The organism is Olivibacter sp. SDN3, from assembly GCF_014334135.1.
GTDB lineage: Bacteria > Bacteroidota > Bacteroidia > Sphingobacteriales > Sphingobacteriaceae > Olivibacter.
Genome location: NZ_CP060497.1, coordinates 6086081 through 6102582, shown reverse-complemented (window position 1 = coordinate 6102582; position 16502 = coordinate 6086081). Strand labels below are relative to the sequence as shown.

Genomic DNA, 16502 nt, shown 5'->3' with positions numbered 1-16502 from the left:
AAAAGAGATGTTTTGGTAATAGGGTATGCTATGCCTTGCTGTATACTTTGTTGAAAGCCCGAGGAAGTTTTATAGAAACAAGAATATTTGTTTAATTAAACTATTAATTTATGTTGCTTACAAACAATCTGGGTTACCCGCGTATTGGTGCCCAACGGGAATTGAAAAAGGCTTGCGAAGCCTTTTGGAGTGGTAAAATTTCGAGGAAGGAATTGCTGGAAGCTGGACTTAAAATCCGTACTTCCAATTGGAAAATTCAGCAGGAAATGGGGATAGACCTTATACCTTCTAATGATTTCTCATTTTATGATCAAGTGTTGGATATGACCCTAATGGTAGGAGCAATACCCCAACGGTACTATAACCTTGCCGCTAACAAAAGTGCTGAGCACGAATTGGAACTTTATTTTGCGATGGCCAGAGGTTTTCAGCATGACGGTATAGACGTTACGGCTATGGAAATGACTAAATGGTTTGACACGAACTATCATTATCTGGTGCCGGAGTTTATCAAAAATCAAAACTTCAGTTTGTTTTCTGAGAAAATAATCAATGAATATTACGAAGCTAAGCAGTTGGGTATTGAAACAAAACCAGTCTTAGTTGGTCCTATCAGTTATTTATTACTAGGGAAAGAAAAAGAGCAAGGTTTTAATCGCTTGGATTTAATTGATAGTCTATTACCTGTATATGAGCGGATTATTGAGGCATTGAAAAATTATGGTGTCAAGTGGATTCAATTAGATGAGCCTTTTTTATCGCTGGATTTGGATGATAAAACCCTGGCCTTGTACAAGCAGGTTTACAAGCGACTGGCGAAAAGCACAGGTGGAATTAAAGTGATAGTAGCAACTTATTTTGAGGGTTTAAAAGATAATGCTGAAGTAGCGTTAAACCTTCCGGTTGACGCCTTACATATTGATCTCGTAAGAGATCGGCAACAGCTGGAAACGATACTGCGTTTAATTCCTGAAAAATTGACACTCTCTTTGGGGGTGGTTGATGGCAGGAATATTTGGAAAAACAATTATGATAAGTCCTTAGAGCTGATTGACACAGCTACAAAAAAACTAGGTGAGAACCGGGTGTGGGTTGCACCTTCATGCTCTTTACTTCATGTTCCTTGCGATTTGGACAACGAAGATAACGAGAAGACCTTACCCAAGGAGGTGAAAGATTGGTTGGCTTTCGCTAAGCAAAAATTAGAAGAAGTAAAAGATCTTTCCGTATTAGCTGAAAATAGGCAAGAAAGTTCGCCTGCCTATCAACATTACATTGAAAATCAAACCTCTCAGGAACGCAGAAGAACTTCTACCCTTATCCATCATATTGATGTGAAAGAACGAGTTGCGACAATTGCAGATGAGGATATACAAAGAAAGAGCACTTTTCCAGAAAGGAAAGCAAGACAATTGGAAACACTGAAACTACCGTTGTTTCCCACCACAACTATCGGTTCTTTCCCCCAAACAAAAGAAGTGAGAAGCTGGCGAGCGAAATTAAAAAAGGGAGTTATTACCAGGGAAGAGTATGACGAGCTAATAAAAGAGGAAACCAAAGATGCGATTAAGTGGCAAGAAGATGCTGGGCTGGATGTTTTGGTACATGGGGAGTTTGAGCGTAACGATATGGTAGAATATTTTGGCGAGCAGCTGCAAGGTTATGTGTTTACAAAAAATGGTTGGGTTCAAAGTTATGGCTCTCGTTGTGTGAAACCCCCTGTTTTATTTGGAGATGTGAGTAGGACACAGGATATGACGGTATATTGGACTTCTTATGCACAATCGCTTACATCGCTACCAGTAAAAGGAATGCTTACTGGGCCGGTAACTATTCTGCAATGGTCATTCGTGAGAGATGATCAACCTCGTTCTGAAACTACGTTTCAGATAGCATTAGCCATAAGAGACGAGGTGCTCGCTCTGGAAAAAGCCGGGATTAAGATTATTCAGATTGACGAGCCGGCGATCCGCGAGGGTTTACCTTTACGTAAAGCTGACCAGCGTAACTATTTGAATTGGGCAGTTAAAGCATTTAGACTATCTGCTGCGGGTGTTGCAGATGATAGGCAGATTCATACACATATGTGCTATTCTGAATTTAATGATATCATTGCTGACATTGCAGCACTCGATGCAGATGTGATTACAATTGAAACGTCGCGATCGCAAATGGAGCTGCTAGATGCTTTTGCTAATTTCAACTATCCGAATGATATTGGTCCCGGAGTGTATGATATTCATTCACCACGTATTCCCAGTAAAGAAGAAATGATCCTTTTACTGGAAAAAGCTAAGGCAGTGATAGATTATAAACAGTTATGGGTAAACCCAGATTGCGGTCTTAAAACCAGGGCATGGCCAGAAACAAAAGCAGCACTCGATGCTATGGTTGGTGCAGCTAAAGACTTGCGTAGCGTGAAAGAGACCGTTTAATAGGGTATTCATTTTATACCTTAAAGCAGTATACTATTTGTATACTGCTTTTTTTCTCGCTAACTTTCGCTATGCGTAATTTACTAAGAGCACAGCAAATGCGTGCGGCAGATGTTTATACTATTGAAAATGAACCTATTTCTTCCATTCAGTTGATGGAAAGAGCTTCCGCGGCATTTGTTGAAAAGTTGGCTTCGTTATTACCTTTAGATGGTCTTTCCGTTTTAGTGTGTTGTGGAACAGGTAATAATGGTGGAGACGGTTTGGCTATCGCGCGTTTACTTTATCAAGTTTACGCTGCTGATGTGTATGTTTGGATTATTATGTATAATGATCGTAAAACGGAAGATTTTGAAGTAAACTATCAGCGATTACGGGCTTTACCGATTCCTATAAAGGAAATAGCTGAAGCAGAAAGTTATCCTGATGTTAATCAGGATGTTATTGTGGACGCTATGCTTGGTTCGGGGCTTAATAAACCTCTTGCCGGTAACTGGCTGGCTTTAGCGAATTATCTCAACCAAACTGGGAAGAGAACGATTGCCGTTGATATCCCAACGGGCATGGCTGCAGATGGTAATATAGCGGCAACGTGGAGTTCGATAATTGCAGAGGATGTAATCACGTTTCAACGTCCAAAAATTAGTTTTGTTTTTCCGGAGTCTGCCCGTCTAATGAAAAGGTTTCACGTCGTAGATATTGGTCTAAACGAGAAATTTATTGAGCGTCTGCCAAGTGATTTTATCGAAGTTACCAACCAAGATATCCGGGAGATATTGAAGGAAAGAAGTCCATTTAGTCATAAAGGAACGTTTGGACATGGTTTAATTGTTGCAGGCAGTGAGAATACTATGGGTGCAGCTTTATTAAGTGCGGAAGCTTGCTTATTTACGGGGGCGGGGTTAAGTACTTTATGTGTTCCAAAGAGTGGTTTTTTAGCAATGAATACTCGTTTGCCTGAAGTAATGTTATTGGAACGTGGTAAGCAAATTGACGTTGTAAAATACAATGCCTTGGCTATCGGGCCTGGACTTGGAACAGGGGAAAAGGAGAGGAAACTGCTGAAGGAATTGATTTTTACCGAATCGCTCCCTGCTTTGGTATTGGATGCGGATGCTTTAAATATCCTGTCTATAGAAAAGGAATTATTGAATCACTTACCGATGGGTACTATATTAACACCGCATATGCGAGAGTTTGATCGTCTGTTCGGAGCAAGTGATAATTGGTTTGAACGGGTGAGTAAAGCCAAGGAGGAGGCATCAAAGCGGAACTTGATGATCATTTTAAAAAATAGGTTCACGTTCATTGCAGCGCCAGATGGTAAGGTATATGTGAATTTTACCGGTAACCCCGGTATGGCCAGTGGTGGTATGGGAGATGCGCTTACCGGTATTTTAGTTTCCTTATTAGCGCAGGGTTATACATCGAGTGAAGCAGCCATTTTGGGGTGTTATTTGCATGGAAGAGCGGGCGACCTATTGGCAGAAGAAGGGTTTGCGGTAATACCGGCCAGCCAATTAATACAAAAGCTCCCCAGTACCCTGGGGAGCTTTTTATAAGCTGACGGGGAATGAAATATGTTATATATTTAATAATTATTGCATGTCAAACAAATGCTTTTCAGCGTGGTAAGAAGACCTAACTAATGGTCCACTTTCAACATACTTGAATCCCATTTTTAAACCGATTTCCTGATAATATTTAAACTGATCAGGTGTGATCCATTCGACTACCGGATGATGTGCTTTCGTGGGCTGTAAATATTGGCCAAGCGTAAGGATATGTACGCCAGCGTCATATAGATCCTGCATTGCTTCAATAATATCTACTTCTGTTTCACCAAATCCAAGCATAATACCTGACTTTGTCCGTAAACCGGCAGCAGCTATTCTTCGCAGACACTCCAGACTTCTGTCATATTTCGCTTGAATACGAACCTCTCTTGTCAGGCGTCTAACGGTTTCGAGGTTATGAGAAACAACTTCTGGCCTTACGGCCAGAACCCGTTCTAAATTCTCCCAGTTTCCTTTAAAATCAGGGATAAGTGTTTCAAGCGTAGTATCAGGACTTTCTCTTCTAATAGCATTTACTGTTTCTGCCCAGATCGAAGATCCACCATCTTTTAGGTCATCCCTATCAACTGATGTGATGACACAGTGTTTTACTTGCATTAATTTTACAGAAGTAGCAACACGCATGGGTTCATCTAATTCAACGGCTTTAGGCCTTCCCGTAGCTACAGCGCAGAATGAACAGGAACGTGTACAAATATTTCCTAAGATCATAAAAGTGGCAGTGCCTGCACCCCAACATTCACCCATATTTGGGCAGTTTCCACTTTCGCAGATGGTGTGAAGCTTATGTTCGTCAACTAAACCTCTTACATGTTTGTATTCTTTACCAACAGGTAATTTTACACGTAACCAATCGGGCTTGCGTTGCTTTTGATTGGCGGGAATAACAGGTAGTTCAATCATAAGACAAAAGTAACTAATAATTTTTTATTTTAGCGACGTATTAGCACAAGGCTTGAATATTGATCAATTAAAATTCATGCATATTACATTCTTATTATAATTCAAATGGCAACCGTAGACACCGTTTATTTAGGAGATTTAAGAACTGAAGCAAAACACGTTCAATCCCAAACAAAAATCATAACAGATGCACCAGTGGATAATCAGGGTAAAGGAGAGGCTTTCTCGCCAACGGATTTGCTGGTAGCATCGCTAACAAGCTGTATGTTGACTATCATGGGTATCGTATCAAGAACACATAATATATCATTGGGCGGTATCAAGGCAGAAACAACTAAAATTATGCAGGCAGAACCCCGAAAGGTATCTGAGATTCACATTATATTTCATTTTGCTGATGATATTGTTTATAACAGCAAAGAAAAAGCACTGCTGAAGAAAGCGGCGGAAACGTGCCCTGTTTATTTAAGCTTAGCTTCAGATATTAAGAAAACAATTACCTTTAACTGGGTATCTTGATGCTAACTTTTGCTGCCTCGATGTCATTGTGTGATTCGCTATAGATACATTGGTTGCCTTTTACCAATAAAACCTGTGGCGATTCATGCCTGATGTTCCAGCGTTCCGCTATTTCATTTGAAATTGATCGGTGTTTGATAAGATCTAACAAATAGATTGGTGTTTTCTCAGGAATTAAGTCTCCTTCAAATTCAAATTGTCTTTTAGCCATGCTACTAACCGGGCAGCGTGTGCTGTGTTTAAAAATAACCGTATAAGAACCTGAGTGAACTATGCTATCCAGCTCCTCAATACTTTCGAGTTCAATCCATTTCATATGAATCTATGGCTTGGTAAATTTATCTGCTTCAACATTGATTAATGCCGAAACAATTGGGTAAGAAATGTTAACACTGCTATTGGCATCAGCAAAATTGGTTGGCAGAATTAATCCGCCGCCCACTTCTTTAAAGCTAGATGTATTAAAGTTATAAAGAACACTACCGTCATTAGCAAACGCCTGCCATTGGAAAATACGCCCGGTATTCGTGTCTATAAACAATTTTGAAGGGAATTCTCCAAAGTTTGGACGACGTATCTTGATATCCACAACATAGTAACGGTTGCTACCAATAAGTTCCTGTTCATTAGTTGCAGTAACGTCAGCTGCCTCTATAAGTTTTGGTGGGAATAGCCAAAATGAGTCGCTGTAAAAAGCATTTAATATTGGTTTTAACCATCTTGAGGATGAATCACTATCCGCAATTACGCTATTATTTACGTAAACCTTACCAGCTCTTGTTTTCGTATTAAATAGAACGGTAAGCTTCTGTTGATCGTTAGTAGTTCCTTCAAATCTACAGTTATTGTTTACTCGGTCCCAAATGTACGAATGCTCTCCGGGAATCATATCATGTAGCTCTGTTTCACAACTAAACATAAAATACCGGGCTTCTTCCCAACTTTGCCGGCCGCCCATCCCTTTCCATAACAGCTCCAGAACCTGATCTCTTGTTTGGGCGCTAATTGATAAAGGAAAGGAGAGGGAGATAAATAGGAGCAGTGTATATCCTAAGATTTTTTTTTGGTGAATAAACATTTGTCCTCGTAATTATTTATAACACTTAATTCTGATGTAACAGTCTAGTCAAAAGATAATCAATGAGCTAAGAACTAAATGCCTTTGTTATAAAACATTAATGGAAACAAGCTTGGTAATAAATTGTTTTTTCAGCATTGTAGCATTTCTGATATTTTCTCTGAATAACCATATTAACGGATGCCTTTTGTTTTAGGGTATGTGTTATACGCTGGGCAAGTCTTATGAGAACAGCTTTGGAGTGTCATCAGACCTAGTGACAAAAAAGCGATTGCATCAAGAAATTTTTTCCCCATACTGGTAGACCTTATAGAACACTTGGTAAACATACCCTAAATAATAATCACTATCAAGTTTTTTACGTAATAGCGATTCAATGCTTAAAATCAGTTTATCGTTTTGCTGATATGCGCCATTTGAATAGCTGTTACCGCTGCTTCCTCTCCTTTGTTACCGTGTTTGCCTCCGGAGCGGTCCAATGCTTGCTCTAAGGTATTTGTTGTTAAAACTCCGAAGATTACAGGCTTATTATATTTCAATGAAACGTTCGTGATACCATTTGCTACAGCGTCACATATGAAAGTGAAATGAGGAGTATCTCCCTGAATAACACAACCAATGCAAATGACAGCATCAATATCCTTTTTTCGTAAAGCTATATCAGCTCCTGAACTCAGTTCATAACTCCCTGGTACCTGTATTACCAAAATATTTTTTTCCAGAGCACCTTTACTTAATAATAAGTTATAGGCCCCTTCATAAAGAGAACCGGTAACTTGCGCGTTCCATTGCGCTACCACAATAGCTATCTTTAAGTTTGCTGCAGAACCAACCTCTATATGTGAAAAATCTGACAGACTTTTTAAATGAGTAGCCATATCTATTATTTAACTGATTTAGTGCGTTGAACTTCTAGCAATGTAGCCATCAATGATTGATGCCTCATAACTTTGTGGATAGTCGCTTTTGATTTTGTTATAAGCCTCTAATGCTGATTTATAGTCGTTTTGCGCTTCGTTAACTAAGCCTAATTTCTTTAAGAAAAGAGGGGATGTAAACGAATTGTCACTTTTATTGGCAGCTTTTTTATATTGATCAGCGGCTTTTTTATAGTCTTTTAATTCAACATGGGCATCGCCTAACAGGCCAGCTATAAGTGGGTCTAATACCGGACTTCCGGTGTCACTATATTTAGACAACGCAGCAACGGCTTCTTGATATTTACCTTGACGTAAATATAAACCGCCCAGATAAGCATTGGCTATATTTGCAGATTTGGTATTTGAATATTCTTCAGCTATTTCTTTAAAACCTGGATAAGACCCGTCTCCATCAATCGCTCTACCCTGAAGAGAGTCGATCAAAGCGTATTCTTCTGCTTTAAACATCTCGTTAGTAGCGCGTTCCGCTCTTGGTGCTAGATAGAATCTCTGGTAGCCAATATATAATAATATTAAGATTACAATGCCAATTGCGATAAATGCTAGGCTTTTTTGATTGTCGCGGACAAAACTTCCAGTACCGCTACTTTTTGTGTTATTAACGCTCACCTTATCTTTTGGTTAATTTGAATTGTTCAGTTTTAATTTAAGATTGCAAAAATACATTTTTAATACTTAGATACAATAGTGAAACGTGAAAACACCTATTTTTCTTTACCTTTGTGTTATATGTGGGTAAAAGAATTAACAGCTATAAACTTTAAAAATTATGCAGAAGTTTCGTTAGCCTTTACACCGGGTGTCAATGCCTTTACTGGAGATAATGGAGCTGGTAAAACAAATATATTAGATGCGCTACATTATTTGTCGTTGTGTAAAAGCTACTTTAACCCAATAGATTCTCAGCAAATAAAGCAAGGGACAGATTTTTTTATGTTACAAGCGGTTTTTGTAAAAGACGAACAACATGATCTACTGGCTTGTAGTTTGAAGCGAAATCAAAAGAAACAATTTCGAAGAAATAAAAAAGATTATCAGCGCTTAGCTGATCATATTGGGGTATATCCATTGGTTATGATAACACCAAATGACTCGGTGATTGTTACCGATGGAAGTGAAGAGCGTAGAAAATTTATTGATAACGTTATTTCTCAAACAGATAATCGATATTTGGATGATCTTATATTTTATAACAAATGTCTTTTAAGTAGAAATATGGTGTTGAAGCAACAAACGGAGGCTGGTCGATACGATGACGAACTTTTAGGTGTTTACAATGAACAGCTGGTTTCTGTTGGGCAGCAGATCTTTGAAAAGCGGAAGTCGTTCATGTCAAAGTTTGTGAAAATTTTTAATAATCATTATCGTTTTCTTACGGACGACGTAGAAAAGGTTGAGTTGGTTTATGAGTCGCAGCTTTTACAAAAAGATTTCAAGCTTTTGTTGCAGGAGTCTATCAAGAGAGATAGAGCACTTGAACGTACCACAACAGGCATCCATAAAGATGAACTGACATTTTCTATTAGTGGAATGCCACTTAAAAAGTTTGGATCTCAGGGGCAGCAGAAATCATTTTTAATTGCGTTGAAGCTAGCTCAGTATAGCTTTTTATGTGAAGAAAAGGGCTTTAAGCCCTTGTTATTGTTGGACGATATTTTTGACAAGCTAGATGAGAAGCGCATCAAAAAGTTAATGAAGATGGTTTCGGACGATGATTTTGGGCAAATATTCATAACCGACACCAGTACTGAACGTGTTGAAAATACTTTCCGGGATATCGCGATGGATGTTCGTATCTTTGAAGTTGTAAGTGGAACAATCGATGCGGCAATAAAAGAATATGGGCAGAACGAATGACAAAACATTAAAGGAAGCGATCAATCAATACCTCGATGTACTTAAATTACGGAGAAAGTTTGATGAAACCTATTTGCTAGCGGCCTGGCCAGACCTCATGGGCCAGGCAATAGGTAATAGAACAAAGCAGCTCTTTATCCGAGATAAAAAACTGTTTGTTAGAGTCGAATCATCCGTGATTAAAAGCGAATTATTGTTAATGAAAACGCAGATCATAGGAAAGATGAACGAGTATGTTGGTCGCCCGGTGATAGAAGATGTGATCATTCTCTAGCGGTGATTTTTTTGGCCAGTTCCTCTAAATCAAGCTCAAGAACGTTTACGTAATGATGGGCTTTAGCATAATATGGATCTCTTAAAAGCATTCTCTCATTAATGAGCGATAGTATTCCATCTTCATCTAGATGTTTGATTAAAGGTCTTTTATCTTTCTTACTTGCCGCAAGTCGTTGTGCAAGGGCCTGGGCAGGCATTTGTAGATAAACCGTTATTCCATGTGTGTTCATCCAATCCATATTATCAAAAAAGCAAGGAGCACCTCCACCTGTAGCAATTACAGCCGGTGGTATTGTATGAAGACTCTTTAGAATTTCTCTTTCTCTTTCCCGGAAGGCCGTTTCACCATGCTGTTCGAAGTAAGTAGTAATTGGCATTTCCTCTTGTTGAACGAAGAGCTCGTCTAAGTCGATAAAACTGCTATTTAAAATACGGGCTAATTTTTTACCATTGGTCGTTTTGCCAACGCCCATGAAGCCAACTAAAAAAATGTGTTTCGTTAACATGATAGCGGTAATACCTTCTTAATCTAAATTGGAAAAATAGTTGTCGGCCAATGCTTCATATGTTGGAAGGGTATGGTAATGCCATTTCTTTATGACATAACCGTTCTTCATTAAAATAATTCCGGGGTTAGCTCTTACCATGCTCTTTAGAGGAACCGCGTCTGCATAGAAAGTCTCCATGAACAGGTTTATATGATCGTTTAGCTCGTCAACTTTTTGTGCAGCGCTAGAGGTGAGTAAAACTGTTCGGATATTATATTGTTCGGCAGCGTTAATAGCGATTTCGTTTATTTGCTCTAGGGCATTTTGATTTGCTCGGTCTAAATTATAGCTAACGATCAAAAGGTTGTAATAAGGATTTTCAATGATTTCTTTCGTATATTCTACACCTCGAGCATCTGTAATATTTAAATCTTTTATAGGAGCATCATACCCGACTTTAACAAGTTTACTCTCCGGATCACCAATGATTTCCCAATTTTCATCCTTCCAAAATTCCTGCGCCAGATATATCTTGTCCGTCACCTTTTTTATCTCTCCTGATTCTTTATGTTTTAGCGTGTAAGAAATTTCATATTCGTCCATAGGTGCTCCTTCGGGGATACGCATTAACTCAGGCAAGTTATTACCTTCTTTATACGGTAGAAAATCTATGAAAGGAAGGAAATTGTAGGTATAGACCCCTATGCCTAGACTGAAAACAATAGTGGCGGATAGCGTAAGTGCTTGACTAATCTCATGATGGAAAAGTGGTATAATTTGTTCCCGAAAATAGAAAATTATACCAATAAAGACTAAAAGAATAAGATCCTTACTGAACGATTGCCAAGGTGTTAATGGAATGGCGTCACCAAAGCATCCGCAGGAGGTTACAACGTTGAAAAATGCAGAATAAAACGTAAGGAATGTGAAAAATAAGATGAGTATCAGTAATCCGAGGGCCACTTTTTTTCCATATAAACCCAATAATAATAATATGCCAAGCACCATTTCTAAACTGCATAATAGGATAGCCCACATGACGGCTTGGTTCTGGAAAGCGATGAGATGAAACACTTCGAAGTATTCCTGTAGTTTGTAGCCAAAACCTATAGGGTCATTCGCCTTAATAAGTCCGGAAAAGATAAACAAACAGCCAACAAAAATTCGGCTAAATACTAGTAAGTAATTTCTTTTAGGGCTGTATTTGTACGAAATAGCCTGCATAATAATTGCTAGATTTTTTTTGTAGGGAGTCCGTTTGAAAGAGTCAGTTTAATGAGCGCAAAAACTGCATAATTTAACATGTCCTGATAATTGGCTTTCACACCCTCTGATGCCAATGTTTTGCCATAGTTATTTTCTATTTGTTTTACTCGGAAAATTTTCATTAAAATAAGATCTGTTAGGGAACCGATTCTTAGATCTCGCCATGCTTCGCCATAATCGTGATTCTTAGACGACATTAAATCCTTTGCTTCTTTTATGCAGTGGTCGTACAGGTTTTCCACAGTCTCGATGGAGAGATTTTCGTCGGATCCACTAGGCAATTCCAGTTGTATTATGGCAATTACACAATAATTGATTATGCCGATATACTCTGAAGGAACGTCGTCTGCCACCTTGGATACTTTGTTTTCTTCAATTGTCCTGATTCGTTGGGCTTTGATGAAAATCTGATCGGTTACCGAAGGCAGACGCATAATACGCCAAGCCGTTCCGTAATCGACGGCCTTTTTTAGGAATAGGTCTTTACACTGCTTTATTATCAAGTCATAATCAGCAGAGGTGTTCATTTCTCTTGTTTCTGTACTTATTTTCATCCTAACAGGTAAGTTCAAATGCAAACCTACTATAAAATTTCTCTTTTTCGAATTATTTAGCCCCTAGAAATAGAAAAAACTGATGTTTACTTCCGCATCGCTAAATTTTGATGGCGATTGTGAGATTGTTGTATTTAATAGGAATGTGAGCGTCTTTTAAAAAGCCCTGTATTATAGTAGATATTTTGAGGATATTGTACAGGAGAAGCAATTGCTCATGAAGCTTTTTTCGTTATTATGTATTCATGAATGCAAAGCATTTTATATAAGTTTGCGCTATAGAGATTGAACTAGGTGTTTAATTTATTTTTTTGTTGTATGCAACTGTGTAATATAAACGGAAATTTATTGGACTTCAAAAGCCCTAAAATAATGGGTATACTCAATATAACTCCGGATTCTTTTTTTGACGGAGGTAAGTATCTTCGCATAGACGATGCTCTTCATCATGTTGAGCGGATGCTGAACGAAGGTGCTGATATCGTTGATATAGGGGCTTATTCGTCCAGACCGGGAGCGGCAGATATCAGTTTACAGGAAGAGTTGAATCGGTTAATACCTATTATAGCCCGAATTTCGACAGCTTTTCCAGAGGCAACGCTATCGATCGATACTTTTCGATCGGTGGTGGCCAAAGAAGCGATTAATAGTGGTGGGCATATCGTTAATGACATATCAGGAGGTAATTTAGACGAAGAGATGTTTTCTACTGTCGCTAAATTAGGGGTGCCTTATATTTTAATGCACAGCAGGGGCAATCCCAATACAATGCAGAGGGAAACGGTTTACAATAATTTAATTGACGATATTATATTAGATTTTTCAAAGAAAATAAAATTACTTCATGCATATGGGGTGAAGGATGTGATATTGGATCCAGGTTTTGGTTTTGCGAAAACATTACATCAGAATTACGAGTTATTAAATGGAATTGAAAGATTAAAAATTTTAGGTATGCCGATTTTAGGAGCATTGTCTAGAAAATCAATGATATATAATTTGCTGGAGATTTCATCTGCCGATGCCTTGAATGGAACGACCGTATTGAATACGTTGCTGTTAACCAAGGGTATACAGATTATTCGGGTGCACGACGTCAAAGAAGCCGTGCAAGTCCGAAAGCTAGTTAATGAAGTAAATTCTTATAACTAAATAATTTGAACGATATAAATGAAAAAGGTTTTTTTTATTTGTTTATTTTTAGCGTTACGTATACCAACGTTAAGTGCTCAGGAGTTTGAACTAACTAAATTAGCAGAAAAAGAAGGTGTGAGCTTCAGGGGGATTTCTATTCCAACAGACCGTGTTGCTTGGATTTCTGGCACCAATGGAGCCATTATTAAAACCGATGATGGGGGAGAGAATTGGCAATGGTTGACAGTCGATGGATTTGAAGAGATGGATTTTAGATCGATAAAGGCATTCTCCAAAGAAAAAGCAGTTATTGTAAATGCAGGTAGTCCGGCAGTGGTGTTACTAACTACGAATGGCGGAGAGTCGTGGGAGCGCGTCTATAGTTATGATCATAACGATGTGTTTTATGATGGGATTGATTTTTGGGACGATGAAAGGGGGATTATTTTTGGTGATCCTATAGAGGGAAAACTTCAGTTGCTGATAACCGAGGACGGCGGAGAGAGCTGGAGCGATCAGAGTGATCAAGCAAATGTAAAGTTGAAAAAAGGTGAAGCAGGCTTTGCAGCAAGCGGTACGAGTATCCGCACAGAAGAAGGTGGATTGGTGTGGATAGGAACCGGAGGCACACAAGCACGTCTTCTTTTTTCATTTAATTATGGTGAATCTTGGAATAGCTATAAGGTGCCCATAGAGCAGGGTGCGGCTTCACAAGGTATTTTTTCCTTAGCTGTTAATGGTCAGAAGCAATTAATAGCTGTTGGGGGAGATTACGAGCATTATAAAAACAACAATAATGTGATCCAGCTGTCGGGCAACGGTACATCGTGGACTGTGCCAAAAACACGTCTATCTGGATACAAATCCTGCGTTGAATATATCGACGACCAAGTGGTGGTTGCAACTGGAACTTCTGGAACCGATGTTTCTATAGATGGCGGGCAGCATTGGAAAGCATTGTCGGATATGGCTTTTCACGTGGTAAAAGCTTCGGCCGACGGTAAATTGGTGTTGTTGGCAGGGGAAAATGGAAAAGTTTATCGCCTATCGTTTTAGCCAATTGAAATAGGCGTTTATTAAAATTAACAAGCTTATTCCTACGCAGAATACCTCCCATCCTCCAATGAGGAACAAGCATATACCCATGGCAGACCCTAAGGCTCCTCCTAAAAAGGTAGCGGTCATAAAAACGGTATTAAACCTGTTTCTCGCATCGGGGTTTAAAGAATATATAAGGGTTTGGTTGCTGATCTGTAAAGCTTGATGGCCTATATCGATCAGTATAATACCAACGATCAATAAAAAAATATGGTTATTGGTAAAGTAAAAACCAATATACCCTAGGAGCTGTAATAATAGGCCAAAGAGTGATATTTTCCTAACTGTGGTATTGTTTCCTGAACTTCTTTTTCCTATCAGTGGTGCTGCAAGTGCGCCAGAAGCTCCTATTAGACCAAATAAACCAATCTCCACAGTGTTGAACTCAAATGGTTTATCCGTTAGTAGTAAGACCATAGTCACCCAAAACGCGCTTAAGCATGCAAAAGAGATGGCGCCGCTTATTGTAGCGGTTCTGAGCAGTGGATAGGTCTTTACATAATTAAATATAGATAAAAGCAGATCGCGATAATTCCCTGTGTATGTTGGCGTGTTTTTCGGGAAGGTTTTCCTCATGATCAGAACCAGTATAAAACACATGGTAGCTGCGATGAAATACATTTGGCGCCATCCGAGCACATGACCTACATAACCGCTTAATGAGCGAGAAGAGACAATGCCAATGAGTAATCCCCCCATAAGTACACCTATGGTTTTGCCACGTTTTTCATTGCTAACCAAAGTTGCAGCTAGGGGTATAATTAGTTGTGGTACAACGGAGAATAGGCCTATTAAAAAGCAAAGTATCTGCAATAGAAGAAATGATTTTGCAAAGGCCGCGGTCAACAATGCAACTATTGAAATTGTGGTAGTCACCACAATTTGTTGTTTCCGTTCAAAAAGGTCTCCCAGCGGGACGAAGAACAGGAGGCCTGCAGCATAGCCAAGTTGCGTAATATAGGTGATGCTGCCAGCCATTGTTTCACTTACCCCAAAATCATGAGCTATAAGTGGTAATAACGGCTGGCAGTAGTATAAGTTCGCTACGGTCAAACCGCAACAGATCGACATAAAAAGTGTCAAGTTTCTCATTTTGTATCATAACCCGGATACCCCATTTGCAAAAACACGTTGTTCAAGCAATGGTTATGCCTTAAATGACCTGAAGTCCTGACCATTTTTAATTTTTTGTAAGACTTCGTAAATTAACCGTATGACATTGTCTACATCTTCCTTGTGAATCATCTCTACTGTAGTGTGCATATACCGTAAAGGTAAAGATATAAGCGCCGAAGGAACACCGCCATTAGAATAAGCGAATGCATCTGTGTCCGTCCCTGTTATTCTGGAGGAAGCCTGTCTTTGAAAAGGTATTTGTTTTTCTTCCGCAGTTTCTATCAGTAATTTATTTAAGTTAATCTGAACAGCGGGAGCATAAGAAATTACTGGACCTTTGCCACAGGCAAGGTCACCTTGCGTAATTTTGTTGATCATTGGTGTTTGCGTATCATGTGTAACATCCGTTACGATAGCAATGTTAGGTTTGATGCGTTGGGTAATCATTTCGGCACCTCTTAAGCCAACTTCTTCCTGTACTGCATTTACGATATACAAGCCAAATGGCAATTTTTTTTTATTTTCTTTCAATAAGCGGGCTACTTCTGCAATCATAAAACCACCGGCTCTATTGTCCAGTGCCCTGCCCACATAGTACCTGTCGTTGAGAACCATAAATTCGTCTTCATAGGTGATTACAGATCCAACATGAATACCAAGTTGTTCTACTTCTTCCTTAGTTGTACATCCGCAATCCAGAAAAATATTTTTCAATGAAGGGGATTCTTCCTTTTCACCTCCTCTTGTGTGTATTGCGGGCCAACCAAAAACAGCCTTAATAATTCCTTTATCGCCGTGTATGTTTACTCTTTTGGATGGAGCGATTTGATGATCAGATCCTCCATTACGTATCACATATATAAGCCCTTCTTTTGTGATATAATTTACAAACCAGGAAATCTCATCCGAGTGAGCTTCTATAACCACTTTATACTCAGCTTCCGGATTTAGGACGGCAACAGCTGTGCCATAATTGTCGATAAACGTGTCGTCTACATAGGGTTTAATGTAATCTAACCATAAACGTTGTCCTTCCCATTCATAGCCTGTTGGAGAAGGGTTGTTTATATATTTTTCGAAGAATGTTAACGTTTTTGCTGTAATAACAGGAATATGTTGCTGTTCGTTATTTTTTGTTTTTGCCATAACTCATTTATATAGTAGTTGCTGTTGAGGGCGTTTTAAGAAACCCTGAACAAAAGAGTAGGCAAACTTACAAAATATTTCCTGATGACCCATAAGGTAGTTTTATACCTTAAA

17 protein-coding genes are annotated in these 16502 nt (G+C 38.9%); 7 read left to right on the top strand and 10 right to left on the bottom strand.

Translation table 11 applies throughout. The features are described from left to right. Positions 1–110 precede the first annotated feature (110 nt). Positions 111–2435, top strand: coding sequence for a 5-methyltetrahydropteroyltriglutamate--homocysteine S-methyltransferase (metE, locus tag H8S90_RS25820; protein ID WP_187340610.1), 2325 nt, complete (start codon positions 111–113; stop codon positions 2433–2435). A 71-nt stretch (positions 2436–2506) separates the two neighbouring features. Next, entirely contained in the window at positions 2507–3997 is a 1491-nt protein-coding gene (locus tag H8S90_RS25815) for an NAD(P)H-hydrate dehydratase (RefSeq protein WP_255501746.1), read from the top strand. Between the two features lie 36 nt (positions 3998–4033). Here the strand turns inward: H8S90_RS25815 and lipA are convergent, their stop codons facing one another. Further along, positions 4034–4915 (bottom strand): lipoyl synthase, encoded by an 882-nt coding sequence (gene lipA, locus H8S90_RS25810; RefSeq protein ID WP_187340609.1) that lies wholly within the window; start codon positions 4913–4915, stop codon positions 4034–4036. Positions 4916–5020: 105 nt separating this feature from the next. Between lipA and H8S90_RS25805 the strand changes: the two genes are divergently transcribed. Beyond that, the gene (locus H8S90_RS25805) at positions 5021–5434 is read left to right on the top strand and encodes an OsmC family protein (protein WP_187340608.1); all 414 of its coding nucleotides are present in this window, start codon (positions 5021–5023) and stop codon (positions 5432–5434) included. On the opposite strand, the gene ytxJ is transcribed toward H8S90_RS25805, so the two are convergent. The 4 genes from ytxJ to H8S90_RS25785 all read right to left on the bottom strand — a co-directional run bounded on the left by ytxJ (position 5418) and on the right by H8S90_RS25785 (position 8062). Next, positions 5418–5750, bottom strand: a complete 333-nt coding sequence (gene ytxJ, locus H8S90_RS25800; protein WP_187340607.1) for a bacillithiol system redox-active protein YtxJ — start codon at positions 5748–5750, stop codon at positions 5418–5420. The two genes, H8S90_RS25805 and ytxJ, sit on opposite strands and share 17 nt — an antisense overlap. A gap of 6 nt (positions 5751–5756) precedes the next feature. Continuing rightward, positions 5757–6512: a hypothetical protein gene (locus H8S90_RS25795; RefSeq protein ID WP_187340606.1), complete on the bottom strand. Its 756-nt coding sequence runs from the start codon at positions 6510–6512 to the stop codon at positions 5757–5759. A gap of 386 nt (positions 6513–6898) precedes the next feature. Next, positions 6899–7390 carry a 6,7-dimethyl-8-ribityllumazine synthase gene (gene ribH, locus H8S90_RS25790; protein ID WP_187340605.1) on the bottom strand — a complete coding sequence of 164 codons (492 nt, stop codon included), beginning with the start codon at positions 7388–7390 and terminating at the stop codon, positions 6899–6901. 18 nt (positions 7391–7408) lie between these two features. Further along, entirely contained in the window at positions 7409–8062 is a 654-nt protein-coding gene (locus H8S90_RS25785; RefSeq protein ID WP_187340604.1) for a tetratricopeptide repeat protein, read from the bottom strand. Positions 8063–8182: 120 nt separating this feature from the next. Here H8S90_RS25785 and H8S90_RS25780 point away from each other — a divergent pair, with 120 nt between their 5' ends. Together H8S90_RS25780 and H8S90_RS25775 are read left to right on the top strand one after the other, a co-directional pair. Beyond that, on the top strand, positions 8183–9310 hold the full coding sequence (locus H8S90_RS25780) for a DNA replication/repair protein RecF (RefSeq protein WP_187340603.1): 1128 nt from the start codon (positions 8183–8185) through the stop codon (positions 9308–9310). Continuing rightward, a complete protein-coding gene (locus H8S90_RS25775; RefSeq protein ID WP_187340602.1) occupies positions 9294–9584 on the top strand; it encodes a DUF721 domain-containing protein in 291 nt (96 codons plus the stop codon). Before H8S90_RS25780 ends, H8S90_RS25775 begins: the two co-directional genes overlap by 17 nt. On the opposite strand, the gene H8S90_RS25770 is transcribed toward H8S90_RS25775, so the two are convergent. From H8S90_RS25770 to H8S90_RS25760, 3 genes are read right to left on the bottom strand one after another with little or no spacing between them, the layout of a single operon-like run. After that, positions 9574–10092, bottom strand: a complete 519-nt coding sequence (locus H8S90_RS25770; RefSeq protein ID WP_187340601.1) for a shikimate kinase — start codon at positions 10090–10092, stop codon at positions 9574–9576. The two genes, H8S90_RS25775 and H8S90_RS25770, sit on opposite strands and share 11 nt — an antisense overlap. Before the next feature lie 18 nt (positions 10093–10110). After that, the gene (locus H8S90_RS25765) at positions 10111–11298 is read right to left on the bottom strand and encodes a BT_3928 family protein (protein WP_187340600.1); all 1188 of its coding nucleotides are present in this window, start codon (positions 11296–11298) and stop codon (positions 10111–10113) included. An 8-nt stretch (positions 11299–11306) separates the two neighbouring features. Next, positions 11307–11867 (bottom strand): DUF1599 domain-containing protein, encoded by a 561-nt coding sequence (locus H8S90_RS25760; RefSeq protein WP_187343194.1) that lies wholly within the window; start codon positions 11865–11867, stop codon positions 11307–11309. A gap of 399 nt (positions 11868–12266) precedes the next feature. Here H8S90_RS25760 and folP point away from each other — a divergent pair, with 399 nt between their 5' ends. Beyond that, a complete protein-coding gene (gene folP / locus H8S90_RS25755) occupies positions 12267–13046 on the top strand; it encodes a dihydropteroate synthase (protein ID WP_255501745.1) in 780 nt (259 codons plus the stop codon). 18 nt (positions 13047–13064) lie between these two features. Continuing rightward, a complete protein-coding gene (locus H8S90_RS25750; RefSeq protein ID WP_187340598.1) occupies positions 13065–14084 on the top strand; it encodes a YCF48-related protein in 1020 nt (339 codons plus the stop codon). Here H8S90_RS25750 and H8S90_RS25745 read toward each other — a convergent pair. Both H8S90_RS25745 and H8S90_RS25740 read right to left on the bottom strand, forming a co-directional pair. After that, the gene (locus tag H8S90_RS25745) at positions 14073–15218 is read right to left on the bottom strand and encodes an MFS transporter (protein ID WP_187340597.1); all 1146 of its coding nucleotides are present in this window, start codon (positions 15216–15218) and stop codon (positions 14073–14075) included. The genes H8S90_RS25750 and H8S90_RS25745 overlap by 12 nt on opposite strands. 54 nt (positions 15219–15272) lie before the next feature. After that, positions 15273–16388, bottom strand: a complete 1116-nt coding sequence (locus H8S90_RS25740) for a M42 family metallopeptidase (RefSeq protein WP_187340596.1) — start codon at positions 16386–16388, stop codon at positions 15273–15275. Positions 16389–16502 lie beyond the last annotated feature (114 nt).